Source organism: Rhizobium sp. BK112 (assembly GCF_014193215.1).
Taxonomy (GTDB): domain Bacteria; phylum Pseudomonadota; class Alphaproteobacteria; order Rhizobiales; family Rhizobiaceae; genus Rhizobium; species Rhizobium anhuiense.
The window spans coordinates 965,700-986,719 of record NZ_JACHYZ010000001.1; the positions used below are offsets into that span (position 1 = coordinate 965,700).

Annotated in this window: 20 protein-coding genes; 5 read left to right on the top strand and 15 right to left on the bottom strand. The window is 62.3% G+C overall.

Annotation, left to right across the window (positions count from 1 at the left end; all coding sequences use genetic code 11):
• Nucleotides 1–2: 2 nt before the first annotated feature.
• The 13 genes from FHT75_RS04680 to FHT75_RS04740 form a co-directional block, all read right to left on the bottom strand.
• Nucleotides 3–995, bottom strand: a complete 993-nt coding sequence (locus tag FHT75_RS04680; protein ID WP_063475108.1) for a dihydroxyacetone kinase subunit DhaK — start codon at nt 993–995, stop codon at nt 3–5.
• 51 nt (nt 996–1,046) lie between these two features.
• Complete coding sequence (locus FHT75_RS04685) at nt 1,047–1,454, bottom strand: hypothetical protein (RefSeq protein ID WP_028757820.1); 408 nt, start codon at nt 1,452–1,454, stop codon at nt 1,047–1,049.
• A gap of 1 nt (nt 1,455) precedes the next feature.
• Nucleotides 1,456–3,051, bottom strand: a complete 1,596-nt coding sequence (locus tag FHT75_RS04690; protein WP_063475107.1) for a putative PEP-binding protein — start codon at nt 3,049–3,051, stop codon at nt 1,456–1,458.
• The gene (locus FHT75_RS04695; protein WP_028757822.1) at nt 3,035–3,379 is read right to left on the bottom strand and encodes an HPr family phosphocarrier protein; all 345 of its coding nucleotides are present in this window, start codon (nt 3,377–3,379) and stop codon (nt 3,035–3,037) included. Before FHT75_RS04695 ends, FHT75_RS04690 begins: the two co-directional genes overlap by 17 nt.
• The gene (gene dhaM / locus FHT75_RS04700) at nt 3,379–3,777 is read right to left on the bottom strand and encodes a dihydroxyacetone kinase phosphoryl donor subunit DhaM (protein WP_047610384.1); all 399 of its coding nucleotides are present in this window, start codon (nt 3,775–3,777) and stop codon (nt 3,379–3,381) included. Before dhaM ends, FHT75_RS04695 begins: the two co-directional genes overlap by 1 nt.
• Nucleotides 3,774–4,394 carry a dihydroxyacetone kinase subunit DhaL gene (gene dhaL / locus FHT75_RS04705; RefSeq protein ID WP_063475106.1) on the bottom strand — a complete coding sequence of 207 codons (621 nt, stop codon included), beginning with the start codon at nt 4,392–4,394 and terminating at the stop codon, nt 3,774–3,776. Before dhaL ends, dhaM begins: the two co-directional genes overlap by 4 nt.
• A gap of 46 nt (nt 4,395–4,440) precedes the next feature.
• Nucleotides 4,441–6,081, bottom strand: coding sequence for a dihydroxyacetone kinase subunit DhaK (locus FHT75_RS04710; RefSeq protein WP_063475105.1), 1,641 nt, complete (start codon nt 6,079–6,081; stop codon nt 4,441–4,443).
• 53 nt (nt 6,082–6,134) lie between these two features.
• Entirely contained in the window at nt 6,135–7,142 is a 1,008-nt protein-coding gene (locus FHT75_RS04715) for an ABC transporter ATP-binding protein (protein WP_063475104.1), read from the bottom strand.
• Complete coding sequence (locus FHT75_RS04720) at nt 7,135–8,232, bottom strand: ABC transporter ATP-binding protein (protein WP_063475103.1); 1,098 nt, start codon at nt 8,230–8,232, stop codon at nt 7,135–7,137. Before FHT75_RS04720 ends, FHT75_RS04715 begins: the two co-directional genes overlap by 8 nt.
• A gap of 3 nt (nt 8,233–8,235) precedes the next feature.
• Nucleotides 8,236–8,448 (bottom strand): hypothetical protein, encoded by a 213-nt coding sequence (locus FHT75_RS04725; RefSeq protein WP_063475102.1) that lies wholly within the window; start codon nt 8,446–8,448, stop codon nt 8,236–8,238.
• Nucleotides 8,445–9,398 (bottom strand): carbohydrate ABC transporter permease, encoded by a 954-nt coding sequence (locus FHT75_RS04730; RefSeq protein ID WP_028757828.1) that lies wholly within the window; start codon nt 9,396–9,398, stop codon nt 8,445–8,447. Before FHT75_RS04730 ends, FHT75_RS04725 begins: the two co-directional genes overlap by 4 nt.
• Nucleotides 9,395–10,363 carry a carbohydrate ABC transporter permease gene (locus FHT75_RS04735; protein ID WP_174824444.1) on the bottom strand — a complete coding sequence of 323 codons (969 nt, stop codon included), beginning with the start codon at nt 10,361–10,363 and terminating at the stop codon, nt 9,395–9,397. Before FHT75_RS04735 ends, FHT75_RS04730 begins: the two co-directional genes overlap by 4 nt.
• Before the next feature lie 123 nt (nt 10,364–10,486).
• The gene (locus FHT75_RS04740; RefSeq protein ID WP_063475100.1) at nt 10,487–11,812 is read right to left on the bottom strand and encodes an ABC transporter substrate-binding protein; all 1,326 of its coding nucleotides are present in this window, start codon (nt 11,810–11,812) and stop codon (nt 10,487–10,489) included.
• Between the two features lie 567 nt (nt 11,813–12,379).
• On the opposite strand from FHT75_RS04740, the gene FHT75_RS04745 reads away from it, so the two are divergent.
• From FHT75_RS04745 to FHT75_RS04760, 4 genes are all read left to right on the top strand, one after another.
• Nucleotides 12,380–13,825, top strand: coding sequence for an MFS transporter (locus FHT75_RS04745; protein ID WP_063475099.1), 1,446 nt, complete (start codon nt 12,380–12,382; stop codon nt 13,823–13,825).
• A gap of 278 nt (nt 13,826–14,103) precedes the next feature.
• The gene (locus FHT75_RS04750) at nt 14,104–15,168 is read left to right on the top strand and encodes a sensor histidine kinase (protein WP_063475098.1); all 1,065 of its coding nucleotides are present in this window, start codon (nt 14,104–14,106) and stop codon (nt 15,166–15,168) included.
• A gap of 392 nt (nt 15,169–15,560) precedes the next feature.
• A complete protein-coding gene (locus FHT75_RS04755; RefSeq protein WP_028757833.1) occupies nt 15,561–16,769 on the top strand; it encodes an alpha/beta hydrolase in 1,209 nt (402 codons plus the stop codon).
• A gap of 11 nt (nt 16,770–16,780) precedes the next feature.
• Entirely contained in the window at nt 16,781–18,715 is a 1,935-nt protein-coding gene (locus FHT75_RS04760) for a mechanosensitive ion channel family protein (RefSeq protein ID WP_063475097.1), read from the top strand.
• A 94-nt stretch (nt 18,716–18,809) separates the two neighbouring features.
• Here FHT75_RS04760 and FHT75_RS04765 read toward each other — a convergent pair whose 3' ends face one another.
• The gene (locus FHT75_RS04765; protein WP_028757835.1) at nt 18,810–19,169 is read right to left on the bottom strand and encodes a hypothetical protein; all 360 of its coding nucleotides are present in this window, start codon (nt 19,167–19,169) and stop codon (nt 18,810–18,812) included.
• Nucleotides 19,170–19,246: 77 nt separating this feature from the next.
• The gene (locus FHT75_RS04770) at nt 19,247–19,891 is read right to left on the bottom strand and encodes a helix-turn-helix domain-containing protein (RefSeq protein ID WP_028757836.1); all 645 of its coding nucleotides are present in this window, start codon (nt 19,889–19,891) and stop codon (nt 19,247–19,249) included.
• A 157-nt stretch (nt 19,892–20,048) separates the two neighbouring features.
• On the opposite strand from FHT75_RS04770, the gene FHT75_RS04775 reads away from it, so the two are divergent.
• A complete protein-coding gene (locus FHT75_RS04775; RefSeq protein ID WP_028755965.1) occupies nt 20,049–21,008 on the top strand; it encodes a membrane protein in 960 nt (319 codons plus the stop codon).
• The last annotated feature ends 12 nt before the right edge of the window (nt 21,009–21,020 follow it).

The window sequence follows — 21,020 nt, forward strand, 5'->3', positions numbered from 1 at the left end:
GGTTACGGCCAATGCAGCGCCGCCGTTGCCACCGGCGCGTCCCAGAGCGAGAGTTCCTCGTCGGTCAGCAAGGCGAGGGTGACGGACAGTCCCTGCATGTCGAGCGAGGTGACATAGGTTCCAACAAGCGAGCGCTCGATCGGCATGGATTTCTCCTCGATGAAACGGCGAGCACTGTTATAGGCGAGGTAGAGTTCGGCCGGCGGCGTGCCGCCGAGGCCGTTGACGAAGAGCAGGGCTCGGGTGCCCGGCGCGACCGTGATATCGTCGGCGATGGTCTCGCAGAGATGGCCGATGATGGCGTCGGCGGCGGCGAAGGACTGCCTGGCATGGCCGGGTTCGCCATGGATGCCGACGCCCATTTCCATTTCGCCGGATCCGAGCGAAAACGTGCTGCGTTCGGTCTGCGGCACCGTCACGCCGTTCAGCGCCACACCCATCGAGCGGATCCGCGAGTTCAGTCCCTCGCCAAGCTGCTTCAATGCGGCAAGCGACATGCCGCGTTCGGCCGCAGCACCCAGGATCTTTTCGACGATCAGCGTGCCGGCGACGCCACGCCGGCCGCGGCCCTCGCCTGTTCTCGACGTTTCGATATCGTCGCTGACGACGACCATATCGAGGCTGTGGCGGTCGCCGGCCATCTCGATCGCCATTTCGAAATTCATCAGGTCGCCGTCGTAATTCTTGACCACGAGCAGGCAGCCGGCGCCGGTATCCGTCTCTTCGATGGCGGCGATGATCTGGCTCGGCGTCGGCGAGGTGAAGATATGGCCAACGCAGGCGGCATCCAGCATGCCCTGGCCGACAAAGCCGATATGCATCGGTTCATGGCCGGCGCCGCCGCCTGAAATCAGCGCCACCTTGCCTGACGTGAGATGGCGGCGGCGAATACATTTGCGCTCAGCCCCGAACACCACGAAAGCATCATGGGCGCGCACGAAGCCTTCGACGCTTTCGGCGACCATGGTTTTCGCAGTGTTCATGAACTTCTTCATCAAGCCTCTCCCAAGGCTAAAGACATTACGTTACGTCAATCAGCTCACTCGTCATTCCGCACCCGATATCGCGACGATTTTCTGCACCAGATCCGAGATCGCCTCTTCCAGCAGGCGGTTTTTCCTGTCGTCACCGAAATCTGGCACCATCAGCGACAGGTGCCGCAATTTCTCGGAATGGCCGAGATCCGGCAGCTTGCCGGGATGGGCGGCCTGATAGGCTTCGAGAAAACGCTCCTGTTCGGCACCGCTGAAATGGCAGACGCGAACGATGGTCGCGAGATGGCGCGCCGGCAGCGGCGTCGCATAGGTCGGGCTGGTGATCTGGGTGACGAAGCTTCGATGTTTTCCAAGCGCCGTCGCCAGGCGCTGGCGTGTACCCGATGGCCTGTTGTCGATGATCTGCGCCAGAATGGACTTGTAGGCGATAATGGCGTCTTCGGTGTCTTCGCGCGCCATCCTATTCTCCGGCTGCCCTTGTGCCATCGGCATTGAGGCCGATGATCGCCGATCTTATCGCGGGACGCCGGGCCGGCGCCACGGAAAAATGCCGGAGGCCGGCGGCGAGCAGCCCGGGCAGATAGTGCGGATCGCCGGCCATGTCGCCGCAGATGCTGACGGGCTTGCCGGCGGCAAGCTTGACCGCCTGGGCAATCAGCCGGAGCACGGCGGGTGCCGCCTTGCCGGTATCGGCTTCGCTGCTGTCGCGGGTCGAGGCGGCGAGATATTGCGTGAGATCGTTGGTGCCGAACGAGAAGAATGCTGCCGAGCCGAAGGTGTCGAGCATCAATGCGGCTGCTGGCACCTCCACCATCATGCCGATCGGCGGCATCCGGTGGGGCAAGGCACGGCGGCCGAGTCTTTCGGCTTCTTCGCGAAATATGTCCCGCATCCTGTCGATTTCGTCGGGAAAAGTCACCATCGGCAGCATCACCGACAGCCTGCCGAAGACGGCGGTGCGCAGCAGGGCGCGGGCCTGCACGCGAGCGATTTCCGGCTGAGCGAGCAGCAGCCGGATGCCGCGCAGGCCCGAGGCGAGGGCCGGCAGGTCTTCGAGGCCGGCGAGCGGCTTGTCGCCGCCGATATCGAGCATTCTTATGATCACCGGCTTATCGCCCGCCCGCTCCAGCACCTGGCGATAGATCGCCAGCTGGCGTTCCTCATTGGCGGCATCGGCGACCGAGGCAACTGAAAATTCCGAGCGCATCAGGCCGACGCCTGCCGTTGCCGGATCGAGTGCATCGATCTCGGCGGGATCGTTGATGTTGATGGACAGCTGGATCGGCACACCGTCCGCAGAGCGCAGTTCGCCGCTTTCGGTCTGCGTGTCGGTAGCAGGTGCTTGTGCCGGTGTCGGGATCAGCATGCCGCCCGCCTGCAGGATGACCGCGCCGGCGTCGCCATCCACGCTGATTGGATCTCCATCTTCTGCCGAAAAACGACCCGTGCCGACCACCATCGGCACCGATTTCGCCCGGGCGAGCAAGGCGACATGGCCGGCGGCGCTGCCGGCAAACAGCGCAATGCCGCCGCCCTTCGACCAATCATGAGCGAGAAAGCGGCTCGGCTCCATGTCCTTGCCGACGAAGACCGAGCCAGCCGGGAAATCGGGGGTCGGTGTGCCGGCGAGCGCGCCGAGCACGCGGTTCTTGATGTCGAGAATGTCGACGGCGCGCGCCCGCATCTGCTCCTCGTCGGCCGCTTCGAGTTCGCCGATATAGGCGTCGAGCGTGGCGACCCAGGCGAAGACGACGTTCTCATCGGCTTGCATGCGCGCGCCGGTCGCTTCCGCAATCGTCGGATCACGCAGCACCTCGATCTGGAAATCGATGATATCGCGGCTTTCGGCGTCAGTGCCCTCGGCAAGGCGCTCGAGTTCGCCGATCGAGACATCGATCGCCTTTTCCAGTGCGCCGAATCCGCCGGCGATTTGAGGCGCGGGTGCGCCGTCCGGCCGCTCTGCGGAAGGAGCCTTTGGCTCCTCCGCGAGAAAGGCCGGGCCGGATGCGATGCCCGGGGATGCGCTCTTCGCTTTCAGTCTAAGCGGTTCGGCCATGTTTCTTTTCCTCATCGAAGTTGCGCTCGATGAGTTCCTTTAGGGCGCGGATCGCCTCTTCGGCGAGGATACCGTCGGCGCGGATCCGGAGGATCGAACCTTTGCGAATTCTCGCGCCCATGATCTTGATGATGCTCTTGCCGTTCAGCCAGACATCGCTGCCGTTGACGGCGACCTCGATCGAGCAGGGGAAGGACTTGGCAAGCCGCGTGAAGGTGACGGAGGGACGGGCATGCAGCCCGACGCCGTGCTTGACTTCCACTTCCGTCTGGCAGTTCAGGTGCAATGGCTCGGGCTCCTGCTTTTCACTACGCAATCCGCTCGTCATCAAGGGGACAGTTCCTCGGCTGTGGCGACGACCTTGGCGAGCGATGCGCCCCCCGACGCCTCGGCGGCGGCGATGACGGCGCCTTCGACCAAAGGCGCGTTGCAGATGGAGACGAGCGCCGCGCGGGGAAGCCCCAGCATTTCGATCGCCATCTCGCTGTTGGTCTCGGCGCCGCCGAGATCGACGAAGACGGCGACGCCGGCATCGGACCAGGCCGCCTCGATCGCCTTGAGGATGCCGCCGGCATCGGTGCCGAGCTCGCCGTGGACGTTGCCGCCCGACCAGGCGAGCGGCACGCAGTCGCCGACCATCTGCCGCACCATGTCGGCGATGCCCCTTGCCACCAGCGGCGAGTGGGAGACGATCACGATGCCTACGTTTGTGGTCTTTCCATTCATTGCTGACGGTGCTCCCCGAGATAGCGGCAGATCGCCGTGGTCAGCAGCGCGCAGCTCGACGCGCCGGGGTCGACATGGCCGATCGAACGGTCGCCGAGATAGGCGGCGCGCCCGCGCATCGCCTTCATCGCTGCCGTCCTGTCGGCGGAGCGCTCGGCTTTGCGGGCGATGTCACCGAGCGGGGACCGCTTCGCCAGCGCGGCATGCACGGGATAGAGCACGTCGAGCAGGGTCTTGTCGCCGGCATGCGCCCGCCCGCGTCTGGCGACGGCGTCGATCGCCTGTTTCAGCACCTGCGAAAAATCGGCCTTTTCCTCGCTTTTGCGAAGCTCGCGGCCGATCTCCATCAGCAGCGTGCCGTAGAGCGGCCCGGCCGCGCCGCCGACATTCATTACCAGCGTCAGTCCGATTTTTTCCACGGCTTCGGGAAAGGGCAGGCTGGACAGGCTTTCGCCTTCGGCGCTCACCGCCTCGCAGCCGCGCCGCATATTGGTTCCGTGATCGCCATCGCCGATGGCGCGATCGAGCGCGCAGAGGTGATCTGTATTATCAGCGATCGTCGCGCAGCACACCTCGATCAATCCCGCCACAAGCACCGGTTCCGCCTGCACTGCCATCCTCCCTGTCGCCGCGCCTCCCGCGGGCTTTCAAACGTCTCTTTGGTCAGGCGAGGCTTGCCGCCACGCCGAAGGCGCCGGCAACCGCGACGGCGCCGGGATCGGCGACGCCCGCCAGATCTCTTTCGCCGACATAGGAGGCGCGTCCGGCTCTCGCCTTCAACATCGTCTTTGTCGACTCCGCACCGGCTGCCGCTGCCCTTGCCGCCGCGGTGATATCGCCGGATTCGAGCGCCTGCAGCGCCGGCGACAGCGCATCGACCATCGTCCGGTCGCCGACTCCGGCTCCGCCATAGAACGTCATCCTGTCGAGCCCGGCAAGCAGGGCGGCTGATATATCGGCTTTATCGGCCATCGCCTTTGCCGCCGCGGTGAAGAAAATCGACAGCAGCACGCCGCTCGACCCGCCCATGCTGGTGCCGAGAATATCGCCGAGGCAGGCAAGCGTTGCCGCTGGTCGGTCGAGCGGCAGCATGTCCAAGCGGGCAAGCACACTGCGGGCGCCCGAGGCCACCGTCGAGCCGGTATCGCCGTCGCCGACGCGGCTGTCCAGCCGGTTGAGCTCGCTTTCCTGCGAGATCAGATGCTCGCAGAGCGCCGTGATCAAGCGCCGGTTGCGGGTGTTTTCCCCGGCCACGGCCGCGCCGTTCAAGCCGGCTGATGTTCTCGGTGCGGCGATGATCCGGATCTCATGGCGCTCGACGGCCGGCATCCAGGCATGCGGCTCGACCGCCGCCGTCAGCGCCGCCTCGCGCGCGGCATCCAGCCGGATCAGCGACAGCGAGAAACCGTTCATGTTGAGTGCGGTCATCATCGGCGCCGGGCCGATGATCAGTTGTATGCGAGCGGCGAGGCTGGAGGACAGTACTGCTTTGGCAATGACGGTCATTTCGAGCGGCGGCACGGCGCCGAGATTGTTGATGAGGAGGGCATGGCTTGCGCCTTCGCGCAGCGCAGGCGACAGGCGCGCCACCATGGTGGCGACGATATCGGCGACCGGCTGCAGGGTGATGCGCTCGACGCCGGGCTCGCCATGGATGCCGAGGCCGAGTTCACCTTCATCAGCACCGAGACGGTCCTCATGCGCCTGACCGGGCACGCTGCAGGTGGACAGCGACATGCCGAGCGAGACAATGTCGCCGGCGGCGGCGGCGGCATGGGCCGCGACCGTTTGCAGATCGTCGCCCCTTTCGGCGTGATAACCTGCGATCTTGTGGACGAACAGCGTGCCGGCGACGCCGCGCGGCTGGTTGATGCCGGGGATGGCGATATCATCGGCGACGATGACCATCTCGACGTCGAAGCCTTCGGCGCGCGCCTTTTCGGCGGCGAGGCCGAAATTCAGGCGGTCGCCGGTGTAGTTCTTGACGATCAGCAGGGCGCCCTTCGGGCCGGCCACGGCGCGGATCGCCGTCAGCACGGCATCGACGCTGGGCGAGGCGAAGATCTCGCCGGAGACGGCTGCCGTCAGCATGCCCTTGCCGACGAAGCCGGCATGGGAGGGCTCATGGCCGGCGCCGCCGCCGGAGATGATCGCCACCTTCGATTTGTCCCAGTCCGCACGCAGGATCACCTTGATATCGGGAAAGCTGTCGAGGCGGGCGAGACGACCGTTGCTGCTCGTCAGAAGCAGACCGTCCAAGGCTTCGGTGACGATGTTTTCCCTGCGGTTGAAGAAATGTTTCATCGATTGAGACCCGTCTGTTTGTTTTTCATGCCGTCGTCATGTCTGTTTGCCGGTCAGGAAAGGCGCTGTCCAGCGGCATCGAAATAAAGCGGATCGCGCAGCGTCAGGCTGATCCGGTCGCCCGGCGCGATCGCCAGATATGGATCGGCGAGTGTGACGAGCTTGTGATTGCCTGCTCTGATATGCAGATGGTTCTGGTCGCCGAGATGCTCGATCCAGTCGATCTCCGCATTGGCATCCTTGCCGACAATGATATCGAGATGTTCGGTGCGGGCGCCGACGGTCTGCGTGCCGGCCGGCGGACGGCCGCCCGGCAGCAGGTCGGCGGGCAGAAGGTTGATATGCGGCTGGCCGAGGCGGGCGGCAACATGCAGGTTGGCGGGATTGCCGTAGATCTCGCGCGGGGTTCCCACCTGCATCAGCCGTCCCTCGGCGACGATGCCGATCCGGTCGGCCATGGTCATGGCTTCCACCTGGTCATGGGTGACGTAGAGCAGCGTCGAGCCCAGTTCCTTCTGGATACGCTTCAGTTCCAGGCGCAGTTCGGCGCGCAGCTTGGCGTCGAGCGAGGACAGTGGCTCGTCCATCAGATAGATGGCCGGCCGGCGCACCAGCGCCCGGCCGATCGCGACACGCTGCATTTCGCCCCCGGAAAGCCTGGTCGAGCGGTTCTCGAGTTTATGGTCGATCCGGACCATGCGCGCGACCTCGCGCACGCGCCGATCGATCTCCTCGGCGCTCAGCTTGCGGACCGGCGCCTTCAGCGGGAAGGCGAGATTCTCGTAAACCGTCATATGCGGATAGAGCGAATATTGCTGGAAGACGAAGGCGACGTCGCGTTCGGCGGGGGCCTCAGTGGCGACATTGCGGCCGCCGATCTCGATGCGGCCGCTATCGGGTCTTTCCAAGCCGGCGATCAGCCGCAGCGTCGTGGTCTTGCCGGCACCCGTGGGACCGAGCAGCACGACGAACTCGCCGTCGCGGATCGAAAGATCGAGATCGGCCAGAGCCTGGGTATCACCGAAGCGCTTGGCGAGATTCCTGAGGACGACATCAGCCATGCCGGGTCTCCTGATAGAGTGAGGACGGCACCGCGCGGCCCGACCTGCAGTCGAAGAGTGCGAGTTTTGCCGGATTGAATTCCAGGCCGACCCTCTCGCCGATCCGGAAGCTGCGATTGGCTGGAACGCGGGCCCTGATCAGGCCGCCCGGGGTTTCCACGGCGACGACCTGGTTGGTGCCGAGATATTCGCTGCCATAGACGGCGCCGCGGAGCGCCGAGGCATCGCTGAAGCGGATATGCTCCGGCCGGACGCCGAGCGCCAGTTCGCTCTCGGCCATGTCCTGGTGGATTTCGGGAACGGCGACATCGATGCCGTCGAGCAGGATGGAGCGGTCGCCGCTTTTCAGGCCCGAGGTGAAACGCATGAAGTTCATCGGCGGCGAGCCGATGAAATCGGCGACGTACATGGTCGCAGGCTTGGCATAGATCTCCTGCGGCGTGCCGAACTGCTCGATGACGCCATGGTTCATGACGGCGATCTTGTCGGCCATGGCCATTGCTTCGTGCTGGTCATGGGTGACATAGACGGTGGTCGCGTGGATGCGATTGTGCAGTTCGCGCAGCTCATGAACCATGACCTCGCGGAATTCGGCATCGAGCGTGCCGAGCGGCTCGTCCATCAGGAAGCATTTCGGGCGCCGGACGATGGCGCGGCCGAGCGCCACGCGCTGGCGGTCGCCGCCGGCAAGGCCGGACACCGAGCGGTCGAGAATATGGTCGATCTGCAGCAGGCGCGCCGTCTCCTCGGCGCGGGCTCGGATTTCGGCCTTGGCCATGCCCTGCGACAGCAGCGGGAAGCCGATATTCTTACGCACGTTCATATGCGGGTAGAGCGCGAAGAGCTGGAAGACGAAGGCGATGTCGCGGGCGCTGGCGCGGTTGAAGGTGACGTCCTCGCCGTCGAGATAAATCTTGCCGCTCGACGGCAGCTCGAGGCCGGCGATCATGCGCAGCGTCGTCGTCTTGCCGCAGCCGGAAGGTCCGAGAAGCGCCAGGAACTCGCCGTCATGGACGGTGAAGCTCGAATCCTGAACGGCGACGAAACTGCCGAATTCCTTGCGGAGATTTTCGATCCGGATATCCGCCATGGTTCACTCCGGGAATTTCGAAACGATGATGAACATGACGGTGCCTATGAGCAGGGTCACCAGCGAATAGGTGTAGAGCACCAGCAGGAAGGGCTGGAACAGCATCAGGAAACCGAGCCCGATCAGCACGGTGGCGATGGTCTCCATCGGGCCACGACGCAGGAAGAACGGTCGCTTCGGACGGGCGGGAGTGCGTGTCTCGATCAGATGGCTCATTTGCGGACGGCTCCGAAGGTGATGCCGCGCAGCAACTGCTTGCGCAGAAGAATGGTGAAGACGAGGATGGGGATCAGGAAGATCGTCGTGCCGGCGGCGACCGCCGGCCAGTCCTGTCCGCCTTCGCCGATGATCGTCGGGATGAAGGGCGGCGCGGTCTGGGCCTCGCCCGAGGTCAGAAGGGCGGCGAAGGCATATTCGTTCCAGGCGAAGATCAGGCAGAAGATCGCCGTCGCGGCAATGCCGGTGGTCGCCTGCGGCAGCACGACCTTTCGGAAGGCCTGCAGCCTGGTATAGCCGTCGATCATCGCTGCTTCCTCGTATTCGCGCGGGATCTCGTCGATGAAGCCCTTGAGCAGCCAGACGGCAAGCGAGACGTTGACGGCGGTGTAGAGCAGGATCATGCCGAGCGCCGTGTCCGACAGGCCGAGCTCGCGGTACATCAGGTAGATCGGGATGGCGACGGCGATCGGCGGCATCATGCGTGTCGACAGGATGAAGAACAGCAGGTCGTCGGCGAGCGGCACCTTGAAGCGTGAGAAGCCATAGGCGGCAAGCGTGCCGAGGAAGACCGCCAGGAAAGTGGAGCCGAAGGCGATCACCAGCGAATTGACGAAGCGCGGCAGGAAGTTCGACGGGCCGGCGATCACCATGTTGCGCTTGCGCGTCACCTCATCGCAGGCTCCGACCGGCGCCGGCAGCGAGGCGATATAATCAGGCGTTTGCCGGGTGCGCGTCGTGAACAGGTTGCAATAGCCTTCGAGCGACGGCGTGAAGACGATCTTCGGGGGATAGCTGATCGAATCCGGCGGCGACTTGATGCTGGTCAGGAAGATCCAGACGAGTGGGATGAGGGTGATCAGCGCGTATAGGACGACGATGGTGCCGGCGATGCGCTTGCTGGAAAGGCTCGGTTCGACGACCGAATGGGCGGAGTTGGCGGCGCTCATCGTTGCTTCACCTTGTTCAATGCCTTGACGTAGATGTTGGCGAGGCCAAACACCGCGACGAAGAGGATGATGGCGAAGGCCGAGGCCCGGCCGGTCGCCCAGCTTTCGAAGGCCGCGCGTTTCAGCGTGATCGAAGCGACTTCGGTGACCGAGCCGGGCCCGCCGCCGGTGAGCAGCGTCACCATGTCGAACATCTTGAAATTCTCGATGCCGCGGAAGAGCACGGCGAGCATGATGAAGGGCAGGGCCATCGGCACGGTGATCGACCAGAACTGGCGCCAGGGCGAAGCGCGGTCGACCTCGGCCGCCTCATAGATATAATCGGGGATGGAGCGCAGGCCGGCGAGGCAGATCAGCATCACATAGGGCGTCCACATCCAGGTATCGACGATGATGATCGCCCAGGGCGCCAGAGTGACGTTGCCGAGCATCTGGATCTCCGATGTCGGAATGCCTGATATCAGCGACACGGCATAGGCAAAGAGGCCGATCTGCGGCTCGTAGAGAAAGCGCCAGAAATTGCCGACCACGGCAGGCGACAGCATCATCGGAATCAGGATGATCGTCGTCCAGAAGGCATGGCCGCGAAACTTGCGGTCGATCAGATAGGCCAGCGTGAAACCGATCACCGTCTGCAGCACGATCGTCCAGAAGACGAAATGCGCGGTGGTCTGCATCGCAAACCAGATGTCGGGATCGTTGAGGACGCGCTGGTAATTTCCAAGGCCGACGCCCTGGACCGGCGCATTCGGCCGGTTGGCGCGGTAATTGGTGAAGGAGAGATAGACCGCCCAAAGCAGCGGGAAGATGTTGATCGCCAGCAGCAAGGTGATGGCCGGTGCAATGAACAGCCAGGCGATCGCCCTGTCGGAGAGCCCGCGGACGCGCCGGGCGACCGAGACCGGCGTTGCCCTTGCTGTTGCGTCGGCTGCCTTCTCGACGATGGAGGAATGGGACATAGTCAAGTTTTCACCTGGTCTTATTGGGGTACGGGGTCTTTTGGCATATGGCAGATCTGGCGGCCCGGCTCGTCTGCCGATCCGGGCCGCCATCCTGGCGAGGATGACACGCAACAGTGATGCCACGCGCTAGATCTTGCCGTCGTCCTTGAAGACGTCGCCCCAATCCTTCACCAGACCGTCCAGCGCTTCCTTGGCGGTGCCGTTGCCGGCGACCACGTAGTTGTGGACGCGTTTCTGCATGGCCTGCAGCAGTGAGGCGTAGCTCGGCTCAGCCCAGAAGTCCTTGACGATCGCCATCGAGTCCAGGAAGGCTTGGGCATAGGGCTGGCTCTTGGCAAAGCTTGGCGCGTTGACGACGGAGTTCAGGCAGGAAAAGCCGCCGAGTTCCCACCATTTGGCCTGCACATCAGGCTGGGCGAACCACTTGATATACTGCAGGGCGGCGTCGCGCTTGTCGGAGTAGGAGACCACCGAGATGCCCTGGCCGCCGAGCTGGGCGAAATGCTCCTTTTCAGCTGGATTTGGGAAGAAGCCGATCCTGTCGCCGCCGACCTTTTCGTCCTTATAGAGGCCGGGCCAGGTGAAGGCGAAGTTCATCTGCATGGCGACCTGGCCGGATTTGAAGGCATCGGCGGATTCGACCATGTAGACGTTCGAGCTGCCGGGCGGGGTGCAGCAATCATAGAGGGACTTGTAGAATTCGAGGCCCTTGACCGCGTCGTCCGAGTTGACGAAGCCTTCCATGTCATAGGGTTTCTTCGGATTGTCGTACTGGAAGCCCCAGTCATAGAGGACGTTGGTCACGCCCATGGTAATGCCTTCGGAGCCGCGTTCGGTATAAATCGAGGCGCCATAGACGGTCTTGCCGTCGATTTCACGCTTCTGGAAGAATTCGGCGATCTGCTTCAGCTGATCGTAGGTCTTCGGCGCTGCGAGATCCCAACCGTATTTTGCCTTGAATTCCTTCTGCAGTTCCGGCTTCTCGAACCAGTCCTTGCGGTAGGTCCAACCGACGACGTCGCCCATGGCGGGCAGTGCCCAGTAGTTCGGGGTGTTCTTCGGCCATTCCGAGTAGCCGACGACCGTCGCCGGCACGAAGTCATCCATCTTGATGCCTTCCTTGTCGAAGAAGTCGTTGAGCTTGACGTAGTGGCCGTTCTCGGCCGATCCGCCGATCCACTGGCTGTCACCGATGATGAGATCGCAGAGCTTGCCATGGGAGTTCAGTTCGTTGAGGAAGCGGTCGGCATAACTCGTCCACGGAACGAATTCGAACTTCATCTGCGTGCCGGTTTTGGCGGTGAAATCCTTCGACAGCTCGACGAGCGCATTGGCGGGGTCCCAGGCGGCCCAGCACAGCGTCAGTTCATCGGCTTTGGCGAGATTGGGCAATGCCGACGACATGACGAATGCCGTGGCCAGCCCCAAAAGGGCTTTCGATGTTTTCTGCATAAGTTCCTCCCAGAACCAAGGGCCGGCTCCCCGCCGGCGTCGCATGTTCACCCGTTTCAGAAAATGCTCACATGAACTCCTCAATCATCATGTTTAGCAATATGTTTAGTGAAAACTATTTTTATAAACATTGCAAGCGGCAATCGTTGCTGCAGTGCACAGCTGTCGCGCCCACCCGACAGCGACTTTCTGGGCGCAATCTTTTCCGCGAAATCGGGAAATTTCTCCGCAAGCGTACCAAAGCAGCGACATCTGGCCTCGCTGCGACATCGATCGCCCGATATGGATTGTGCGCCGCTCCTGTTTTTCCCCGGAGCGGATCAGGCTTGGCCTCGCTTCGGCGGGGCCTTTTTCTTGAATCCTTTCTGGGGATCGATGTCGGCCGCCGTCCGGCCCTATCGGGAATATTCCTGCGCAGTGCGAGATTTAGCCTTTCCGGCCGGCTGCAACGGGCGTATTCAGCCAGTGCGCGGCTTTCCATGTCCGCGCGCCTCCGCGCGACAGCTCTCCGATCGGCTTCCTTCCCGTTTCCCTGCCGCGTCATCCGGAATTTTCATTGGCAGATCGATGACCACGGCAGAGACGAGCGAGAACGGGCAAGAGGCGGCGAGCAGCCGCCAGGCGAAAATCGTGGCGCTGGTCGTTGCCGTTTCCTTCTTCATGCAGATCCTCGACGGCACGATCGTCACCACCTCGCTGCCGCAGATGGCGGCAAGCTTCGGCGTGCAGCCGGTGTCGATGAGCATCGGCATCACCGTCTACATGCTGACGATGGCCGCTTTCATTCCGCTGTCGGGCTGGCTCGGCGATCGGTTCGGCGCGCGCCGTATCTTCCTGATGTCGATTGCCGTTTTTACCGGCGCCTCGCTGTTCTGCGGGCTCTCCGGCAGCCTTGCGGAATTCGTGCTGTGGCGCGCCGTCCAGGGGGCGGGCAGTGCGCTGATGACGCCGGTCGGGCGCATCATCGTGCTCAAGAATGCCCGCAAGTCGGAACTGGTGCAGGCGATCGCGCTGATCACCTGGCCGGCGCTGACGGCGCCGGTGATCGGCCCGGTGCTCGGCGGCTTCATCACCACCTATGCCAGTTGGCACTGGAACTTCCTCATCAACATCCCGATCGGCATTCTCGGCATGGCGCTGGTGCTACGCTTCGTGCCGGAGCAGCGCGAGAGCAATCCCGGCCGGCTGGATCTGATGGGCTTCGTCCTCAGCGCTGCGGGACTGACCTTCCTGCTTGCCGCGTTGGAGCTTTCGGTCAAATGGGACGGCGGTCTCTTGCCGATCATTTCAATGCTGGCGGCGGGCATCGTGCTTTCGGTCATGGCGACTCGGCATTTTCTCGCCGTCGACAATCCACTGCTCGACCTTTCGGCCTTCCGCATCCAGACCTTTTCGATGTCGACGCTGTCGGCGGGCACGGCCTGCCGGATGGCCATCAATGCGACGCCGTTCCTGCTGCCTCTGCTGTTCCAGCTCGGCTTCGGACTGAGCTCGATTGCCGCCGGCACCTATCTGCTCGTCTATTTCCTCGGCAATTTCAGCATGAAGGCGGTGACGACGCCGCTGCTGCGGTTCTTCGGCTTCCGCACCGTGCTCGGGGTCAATGGGTTGATCGCGGCGCTTTCGATTGTCGGCTGCGGCTTCCTTTCGCCGGCGACGCCGCCGTTTTTCATCCATGCGCTACTTTTTCTCGCCGGCCTGTCGCGGTCGATGGAATTCACCGCGCTGAACACGCTGGCTTTTGCCGATATCGGCCCGGCGCAGCGAAGCTCGGCCTCGACGCTGTCGAGCATGCTGCAGCAGGTGTCGATGCTGCTCGGCGTGGCTGTGGCGGCGGCCGTGCTCAATATCGCCTCGGCCCTCAGGGGCGCCGACAATCCCGTTCTTGCCGATTTTCGCTGGGCTTTCGTCGTGGTCGGCGCGATCGGCATCGTCTCGTCGCTACGCTTCCTGCAATTGCCGGTGGAGGCGGGGGCCGAAGTATCCGGCCATCGGAAATTCCAGAAAAATTAGCTTGGCCTGCGGAACCAATCGGGCCGCTCGGCGTTTATGGATCTTACTTCAGGGTTCTCGTTCCCAACCTCTTTCATCGGCTTCCATGGGATCTTCCCCAGGCCATGGTCATGATCTGAAAATGCCGGCTGCCCGACATCCTTCTTCCGCGTCGCCTGCGACAAGAGCGAGGGATAACCGCTGTTTACCCCAGGCGGTCAATGCAATACGACATTGCCATGCGGACGACTCGGACGCTTGCGGGCGTTCGTCGCTCAGAGAGAACGCCGGGAGACGGAATGAGCAATTCTAGCGGCGATGCGGATGCCCTGATCCACATCCTCTATATCGACGACGACGAGGAGCTTGCCCTGCTGATGCAGAAGAACCTGCTCCGGCGCGGCTTTTCGGTGGAGTGGGCTGAGAATGGCGCTGCCGGCCTTGCGAGACTCGGCGAAGGCGGCATCGATGCCGTCGTGCTCGATCATGTCCTGGCTGACGAGACCGGCCTCGACATTTTGCCTTGCATTGCGGCGATGCCGGATCATCCGCCGGTCATCTATGCGACGGGTTCGGACGATACCAGCATCGCGGTTGCGGCGCTGAAGGCCGGCGCCGATGACTACATGCTCAAGGAGATCTCAGCCGATTATTTCGACCTGCTGGCCGCTGCCCTCGAACAGGCGCTGGAGCGGGCGCGTTTTCGCCGCGAAACGGCGCAGGCGCAGGAGGTGATCCGCCAGCAGCGCGACCTTGCCGAGATGCTGCTTACCGAAGTCAACCACCGTATCGCCAACAGCCTCGGCCTCGTCGGCGCGCTGATCCGCATGCAGTCTTCGATGACCAAGGACCAGGTGGCGATCGATGCGCTGCATGAAACGCAGATGCGCATCAACGCCATCGCCAGCGTGCACCGCCGGCTCTACACCAACCGGCAGATCGGCTCGGTGCAGCTTGACGAATATCTGAACAGCCTGCTCACCGAACTTGAAGCCTCGATGCGCGACGACAAGCGGCCACACCGCATCGTGCTTACTGCTGAGCCGGTCAACCTGGCGACCGACAAGGTGATCACGCTTGGGCTGATCGTCAGCGAGCTTGTCACCAATGCCTTCAAATATGCCTATCCGGATAGCGTGCCGGGCGAGATCCGCGTCCTCGTCGACCAAACGGACGAGATATTGCGCGTCATCGTCGAGGATGACGGCGCCGGTTTCGACCCGTCGAGCCCGGCCAGAGGAACCGGCCTCGGCACGCGCATTCTGACGGCCATGGCCGCGAGTTTGAAATCGGATTTCGCTTATGATCCCGGGCATGACGGCACCAAGGCGACATTGGTGTTTTCGTTGCATGAGGGGAAGTAGTGTTTGTGCAGCCTAAAGGCTTGCCGGCCGATCTTTTCTTGAAAGGTTGCGCGCCCCTGAAGCATCGCCCGAGCTCCAGAGCGCGATGATCTGTTTACGGTCGACCCGCAGCGGGCACGGGAAGAAGTCTGCCCGCAGCAGCCAGATCGTGCCGGACACGATCTTCCGGTCGGATAGCCGTAAGCTATGCTATATCCGACACCTGTTGCCAAAGCCTGCTTTCTTTCGCTGCGCTCGGACGGCCTGTGCGGGACGTGACTCCTATCCATGCCTCTGCGCAACGATCGCTTTCAAAGCATACAGATATTACGTGATGCTACAGGCGCCGCTGCGACCCAGCTGCTAGTATTCCGGCTCCGACGCCTCCTCCTGGGCGATTGCTGGATGCGTGAATGGCAAAGCGTAGTGTGGCTCTTTTTCTTCTTCTAACGAGTTGCGGGCATCCGGGCGGCGTGATGACACCCGTTTCAATTTCATCGACGCCGCCAACATCAAGGGTCGACATGCTGGTTGCGACCACGCGCGAGCCTTCCGGAAGCCCGGCCACACTCTTCAACGGCGAGCGCAGTTCCAAGCCACATCTGACCCAGATCTCCATTTCAATCCCGGCAAAGCGTGAAGCCGGCACGGTTCAGTGGCCTAAACGCCTTCCCCCCGATCCCGCCACCGACTTTGCCGTGACGAACGTTCAGCAAATCGACACCGTCGCGCAAGGGCGCGTCTGGTTCCGACAGCACGTGAACGGCGGGCATGCACTCGTCTTCATTCATGGCTTCAACAACACCTATGAGGATTCTGTCTTCCGGCTGGCGCAGATCGTGCACGACAGCAAGATGCAGGCGACGCCCGTCCTGTTCACCTGGCCGTCACGAGCGGAAATCACTGCCTACCAGTACGACAAGGAAAGTACGAACTATTCGCGCACGGCGCTGGAGCAGGCGCTTCGCACGCTGGCGGCCGATCCCAACGTCAAGGACATCACCGTCATGGCCCACTCTATGGGGACCTGGCTTGCCATGGAATCCCTGCGGCAGATGGGGATACGCGACGGTCACGTTAATTCGAAAATCCACAATGTCATCCTGGCCTCGCCTGACATCGACATTCAGGTCTTCGCCAAACAATATGTGGAGATGGGCGAACCGCGCCCGAAATTCACGATCTTCGTCTCCCAGGATGACAAGGCTCTTGCAGTCTCCAGCTTTCTCACCGGACGTGTATCCCGTCTCGGTGCGATCAACCCTGCTGAAGAGCCCTACCGCTCGAAACTGGAAAAGGCCGGCATCACCGCCATCGACCTGACGAAGGTGAAGACCAACGACAAGCTCAATCACGGCAAATTTGCGGAAAGTCCCGAGATTGTCCAACTCATCGGCCAGCGCCTTATGACCGGCCAGACCCTTACCGATTCCAAGGTCACGCTGGGCCAGGGCATTACAGCTGTCGTCGGCGGCACGGTGGCAAATATCGGCACTGTAGCGGCCACCGCCGTCGCGGCGCCGGTTGCGATCATCGAGCAGCCCGTCACGCGGAGGAGGCCGCCACGATCCGCCAACGAGACGCTCGACGGCGACCTGAAACAACAAACGCTGACGCAATGAGGAGTCTCAGGTTGAAATGGCTGCTTTCCTTCACCGCCGCCTTTTTCTTCGCATTGAGCGCTTTGGCGCAAACGCCACCGGTAAGCCCTCAGCAGAAGGTCGACGAACTCGTGCGCTTGCTGCAGGATCCCGAGGTGAAAGTCTGGCTCGATAGCCGCAAGCAGGAGAGCGGATCCGCGCCATCCGTTTCACCGGCCGGCCATTCGGCCTTGGCCAGGTGGGAGGCCGGCGTGCGGGGGCGTGTGAACGCGATTCTGGCCGCGATCCCGGCGATTCCGGCAGAGGTGACGGCGGCGGCAACGAGAGCAAGGCGCGAAGCTGCCGACAGAGGCTATGCGCCGGTATTCGTCATATTCGGCGGTCTGGTCGCCTTTGGTCTCGCCGCCGAGGCGGTGTATCGCAGGTTTGCCGCACGTCGCGAGGCATTGTTTGGCCGGCTTATCCCAGTCGGCATATTCGCCGGCGCGATGGGCATCGTCTTTTTCGCAGTCGAATGGCCGCCGCTCGCGCGAGTGACGCTCCTTGCCTATCTCTCGGCTTTCATCCTGTTTCGATTGGCGGCTGCACTCCTGTCCGCGGTAGCGATGGGCTCGTCGCTGCGGATGAGGCTATTGATCCTGTTCGGGCTCATCAGCTTTGCGAGCGCGACAGCAGCCGTCGGCGAGCCGCTCGGCGTTTCCCCTGAAGCCAGCGACGCAATCAGCTACTGCTTCTCCGTGATTGGGCTGCTTTTTGCCATCGAGTCCGTGTGGTCGATCTGGGAAGGAAGCCGCGCCTGGAAGGCGGCGCTAACGGCTTTCCTCGTCGTCCTGTGGCTCGTCTGGTGCCTCAATATGAAGGGCCTGTTCTGGATCGGCATCTACGCGCTGATATTGCCGGCGGTCCTGAATGCCGTCGGCCGCATGGCGCTGTCCTTCACCAGCGATCCCGGCAGCCTGCGCGGTATCCTGGTCGCCCGCGGTGCGCGCGCCGCAGTTATCGCGCTCGCCGTGGGATGGCTGGCGCTTGTCTGGCGTCTCAATCCAGACACGCTGGGTCGGCGCGACCCGATGATCGCGGCTCTGTTTTACGGCGGCTTGAAGAGCGTCCTGATCCTCGTGGTCGCCGACCTTCTTTGGCAAGTGGCGCGGGGTTGGATCGATCGAACGCTGCGTGTATCGACCAGCACGACATCGCTTGCGCCGGCCGACGCAGCCCGACGCGCGCGGTTTCGGACACTTCTCCCGATCCTTCGCAATGCATTGGCCGTTGCTGTCGCGGTCATGGCGGGGCTGATCGTGCTGGCGCAATTGGGTGTGCAGATCGGACCGCTGATCGCCGGAGCGGGCATCTTCGGGGTCGCCATCGGTTTCGGCTCGCAGACTTTGGTCAAAGACGTGATCAACGGTGTCTTCTACATGCTCGACGACGCCTTCCGTGTGGGTGAATACATCCAGGCCAAGGACTACAAGGGGACGGTGGAGAGCTTCAGCCTGCGCTCGGTGCGTTTGCGCCATCATCGCGGCCCGGTGTTCACGGTGCCGTTCAGCGAATTGGGTGCCGTCGAGAACATGAGCCGGGACTGGGTGATCGACAAGTTCAGGATCACCGTCGGATTCGATACCGACATAGACAAGGCGCGCAAGCTGACCAAGAAGGTCGGAGCCGATCTGATGGAAGATCCGGAACTCGGCCAGCACTTCATCGAGCCGCTGAAAATGAAGGGCGTCGAGCAGTTCGGCGACTACGGCATCGTGTTGAGCTTCGCCATGACCACGGTTCCGGGCATGCAGACTTATATCCGTCGCAAAGCCTATGCCAAGATTCGCGAGTTGTTCCTGGCCAACGGCATCGCATTCGCGCAGCCAACGGTGCAAGTCGGAGGCGACGACAAGGGTGGCGGCGCGGCGGCCGCTCAAGCGATCCTTGCGCAGCAGGCGGCAAAATCGGCGACGCCGGCGAAGTGACCTCGCCGGCCACGGCAGATGAAAGGATACTCCAACACGTTCAATCGTCGCATTGTGCTTTCCGAAAATCGATTCCGATTTTCGGGCCGATGCGCTAAGGTTTCAGATCATAGGCCTGCTGAGACGCACGAAGCTCCACCAGCGTCTTGCCGACGCAGCTGCCGCCGCCGGCGCCGCCGATCGCCTTTGCCTGTCCATCGAGCGTGATCGTGCCGGCGATCCGGTCGGATGCGACATAGGTCGCCACGCCGTCTTGCGAGACACGCGATATGTAAAAGGCATGGTAGGTTTCGTTGTACTTGCAATGGATGACCAACGGAAACTGAGAGAAGGGATCATCCTCGGCATGGACGGCGTGCAGTGGAAAAGCTGCGACCAGAGTCGGCGCGGCGACCAGGCCCGCAAGAGCTCTTCTGGCCAATGCGATCGATTTTCGGCGGGACGCATGTGTCATGGTTCAATCCTCTATCGTAGCCTGCAGCGCCGCGCGTATCGTCAGATTCGCAAAGACCGCTGTCACACTCTGCATTGCTAAATCGTCAAGGCGACGAGCGCATCGCGATCGAGAAGCCGTACAATCCGTTGTGATTTGCCGGCAAGACGAAGGATGCGTTTCTCCCGGAGCTTCGTAAAAGAGCGCGCAACCGTTTCGACCGTCAGCCCGAGATAGTCGGCAATATCGCTGCGAGACATCATCATATCGAATTCCGGATCCTCGGGATGGCGGTCGGCCATCTCCTGAACGAAGGCTGCAAGGCGCTTCAAGGCGCTTTGCTCGCTGATGATGAGTTGTTTGCATTGCGCCTTTGCCAGGTTCGTCAGGGCAATGTGCAAAAGATCGATGGGGACGACCGCGTCCTGATTGGTGCGAAACGGCCTTACGCGCGTTTCGCAAATGGCCTCTGCAAAATCGGTCCGGACATTCCCGTTTTCGAGCCCGAACCATTCGCCCTTGCCGCAGAAGGATAGGATATGCCGCTGGCCGCTCGACGTCAGGCGGTAAATCCGCACGGCGCCTGCTTCGACCTGGTAGATGGCAAGGGCATATTCGCCTTCGCTGTAGATCGTTTCGTCGGCGCTGAGTTTGATCGACTGATCTTTGGCCGTCGCGGAAACCGTTCCATGGTGGTGGCCGGGAACCGTTGTGTATTTTCCGATCGCGTGACCCTGGAACATGTGCGTCGTCCCCCATCCGCGTTCAGCATAAGCAATCGCTGCGTGCCTCGGTATTCGAGATACCCCTTACGTATTGCTACGGAAGCACGCGACCGCCGATGGGTGTATAATGCTTCCACCCCTTGAGAGTGATACGGCGGTATCGCGGGAGGTCTAGATGGCACCGGAAGAGGGAGGGGGCAGCCAGGCACGTCAAGATACCGAAAGCGTTCGCGCGCAGCTTGATCGTATACTCGCAAGCCCGGAATTTCTTGCGCCTGAACGCGGGCGCCGCTTCCTGCAATATATTGTGGAAGAGACGCTTGAAGGCCACGCCGGACAGCTCAAGGCTTTTACGATTGCACAGGCCGTGTTCGGCCGCGATGCCTCCTTCGATGCACAGAACGATCCGGTTGTCCGTATCGAAGCCGGGCGGATCCGTCGCGCCCTTGAACGATACTATCTCGTCTGCGGAAGCAGCGACCCGATACAAATCACCATTCCCAAAGGGGGCTATGCTCCACATTTTTCAAGCGATGAAGACACCTCGAACGTCGAGGCCGCCGATGCGCCAAATCGGGAGAACAGGCACCGCCATCCCGGGCATCAGCGATCGATGCGATATCGCGATCTTCTCCTGCCGATCGGCATTCCCGCGCTCTTCGGCGCAATGGCGGTACTCGCCCTCATCCGCCCGCTCGAATCCTACCTGTCGCCGCCGAAAACGCCGCCGGCTGCCGTCTCGACGTTGAAAAGCAAAACCAGGATTGTTGTCGAACCCTTCGCAGCCCTCGGCGGTACTGCGCGCGGCGCGGATTTTGCCAAGGGGCTGGCCGATCAGCTGATCGCCAAGCTCATGAAAGTGGACAACCTCGTCGTGCTTGCTCCCGATCGATCCGGGATGGAGACGACCGGCTCGCTGTTCAATCTGCAGGGAAGCATCCTTGTCGAGGGCACAGTCCTGCATCTGCATGTCCGCCTGATCAACGGCGCCGACGGCACGGTCGTCTGGGCAAATCAATATGATCGCGAGTTGCGCGATCAAACCATTCTCGATGTCGAGGACGAAATTGCCGCTCAAATCGTTATGGAAATTTCAAGCAACCAGAAACTGAGCGGCGCAGATCCGATTCCATAGCCGCATAGCAAG

Bases quoted from the DNA above. Each gene is read 5' to 3' on its own strand.
- FHT75_RS04715 (WP_063475104.1), bottom strand. From the start codon at position 7,142: ATGGCTGATGTCGTCCTCAGGAATCTCGCCAAGCGCTTCGGTGATACC.
- FHT75_RS04685 (WP_028757820.1), bottom strand. From the start codon at position 1,454: ATGGCGCGCGAAGACACCGAAGACGCCATTATCGCCTACAAGTCCATT.
- FHT75_RS04775 (WP_028755965.1), top strand. From the start codon at position 20,049: ATGGCACCGGAAGAGGGAGGGGGCAGCCAGGCACGTCAAGATACCGAA.
- FHT75_RS04770 (WP_028757836.1), bottom strand. From the start codon at position 19,891: ATGTTCCAGGGTCACGCGATCGGAAAATACACAACGGTTCCCGGCCAC.
- FHT75_RS04730 (WP_028757828.1), bottom strand. From the start codon at position 9,398: ATGAGCGCCGCCAACTCCGCCCATTCGGTCGTCGAACCGAGCCTTTCC.
- FHT75_RS04750 (WP_063475098.1), top strand. From the start codon at position 14,104: ATGAGCAATTCTAGCGGCGATGCGGATGCCCTGATCCACATCCTCTAT.
- FHT75_RS04755 (WP_028757833.1), top strand. From the start codon at position 15,561: ATGGCAAAGCGTAGTGTGGCTCTTTTTCTTCTTCTAACGAGTTGCGGG.
- FHT75_RS04720 (WP_063475103.1), bottom strand. From the start codon at position 8,232: ATGGCGGATATCCGGATCGAAAATCTCCGCAAGGAATTCGGCAGTTTC.
- FHT75_RS04710 (WP_063475105.1), bottom strand. From the start codon at position 6,081: ATGAAACATTTCTTCAACCGCAGGGAAAACATCGTCACCGAAGCCTTG.
- FHT75_RS04725 (WP_063475102.1), bottom strand. From the start codon at position 8,448: ATGAGCCATCTGATCGAGACACGCACTCCCGCCCGTCCGAAGCGACCG.
- FHT75_RS04690 (WP_063475107.1), bottom strand. From the start codon at position 3,051: ATGGCCGAACCGCTTAGACTGAAAGCGAAGAGCGCATCCCCGGGCATC.
- FHT75_RS04745 (WP_063475099.1), top strand. From the start codon at position 12,380: ATGACCACGGCAGAGACGAGCGAGAACGGGCAAGAGGCGGCGAGCAGC.
- FHT75_RS04680 (WP_063475108.1), bottom strand. From the start codon at position 995: ATGAAGAAGTTCATGAACACTGCGAAAACCATGGTCGCCGAAAGCGTC.
- dhaM (WP_047610384.1), bottom strand. From the start codon at position 3,777: ATGAATGGAAAGACCACAAACGTAGGCATCGTGATCGTCTCCCACTCG.
- FHT75_RS04695 (WP_028757822.1), bottom strand. From the start codon at position 3,379: ATGACGAGCGGATTGCGTAGTGAAAAGCAGGAGCCCGAGCCATTGCAC.
- FHT75_RS04765 (WP_028757835.1), bottom strand. From the start codon at position 19,169: ATGACACATGCGTCCCGCCGAAAATCGATCGCATTGGCCAGAAGAGCT.
- dhaL (WP_063475106.1), bottom strand. From the start codon at position 4,394: ATGGCAGTGCAGGCGGAACCGGTGCTTGTGGCGGGATTGATCGAGGTG.
- FHT75_RS04740 (WP_063475100.1), bottom strand. From the start codon at position 11,812: ATGCAGAAAACATCGAAAGCCCTTTTGGGGCTGGCCACGGCATTCGTC.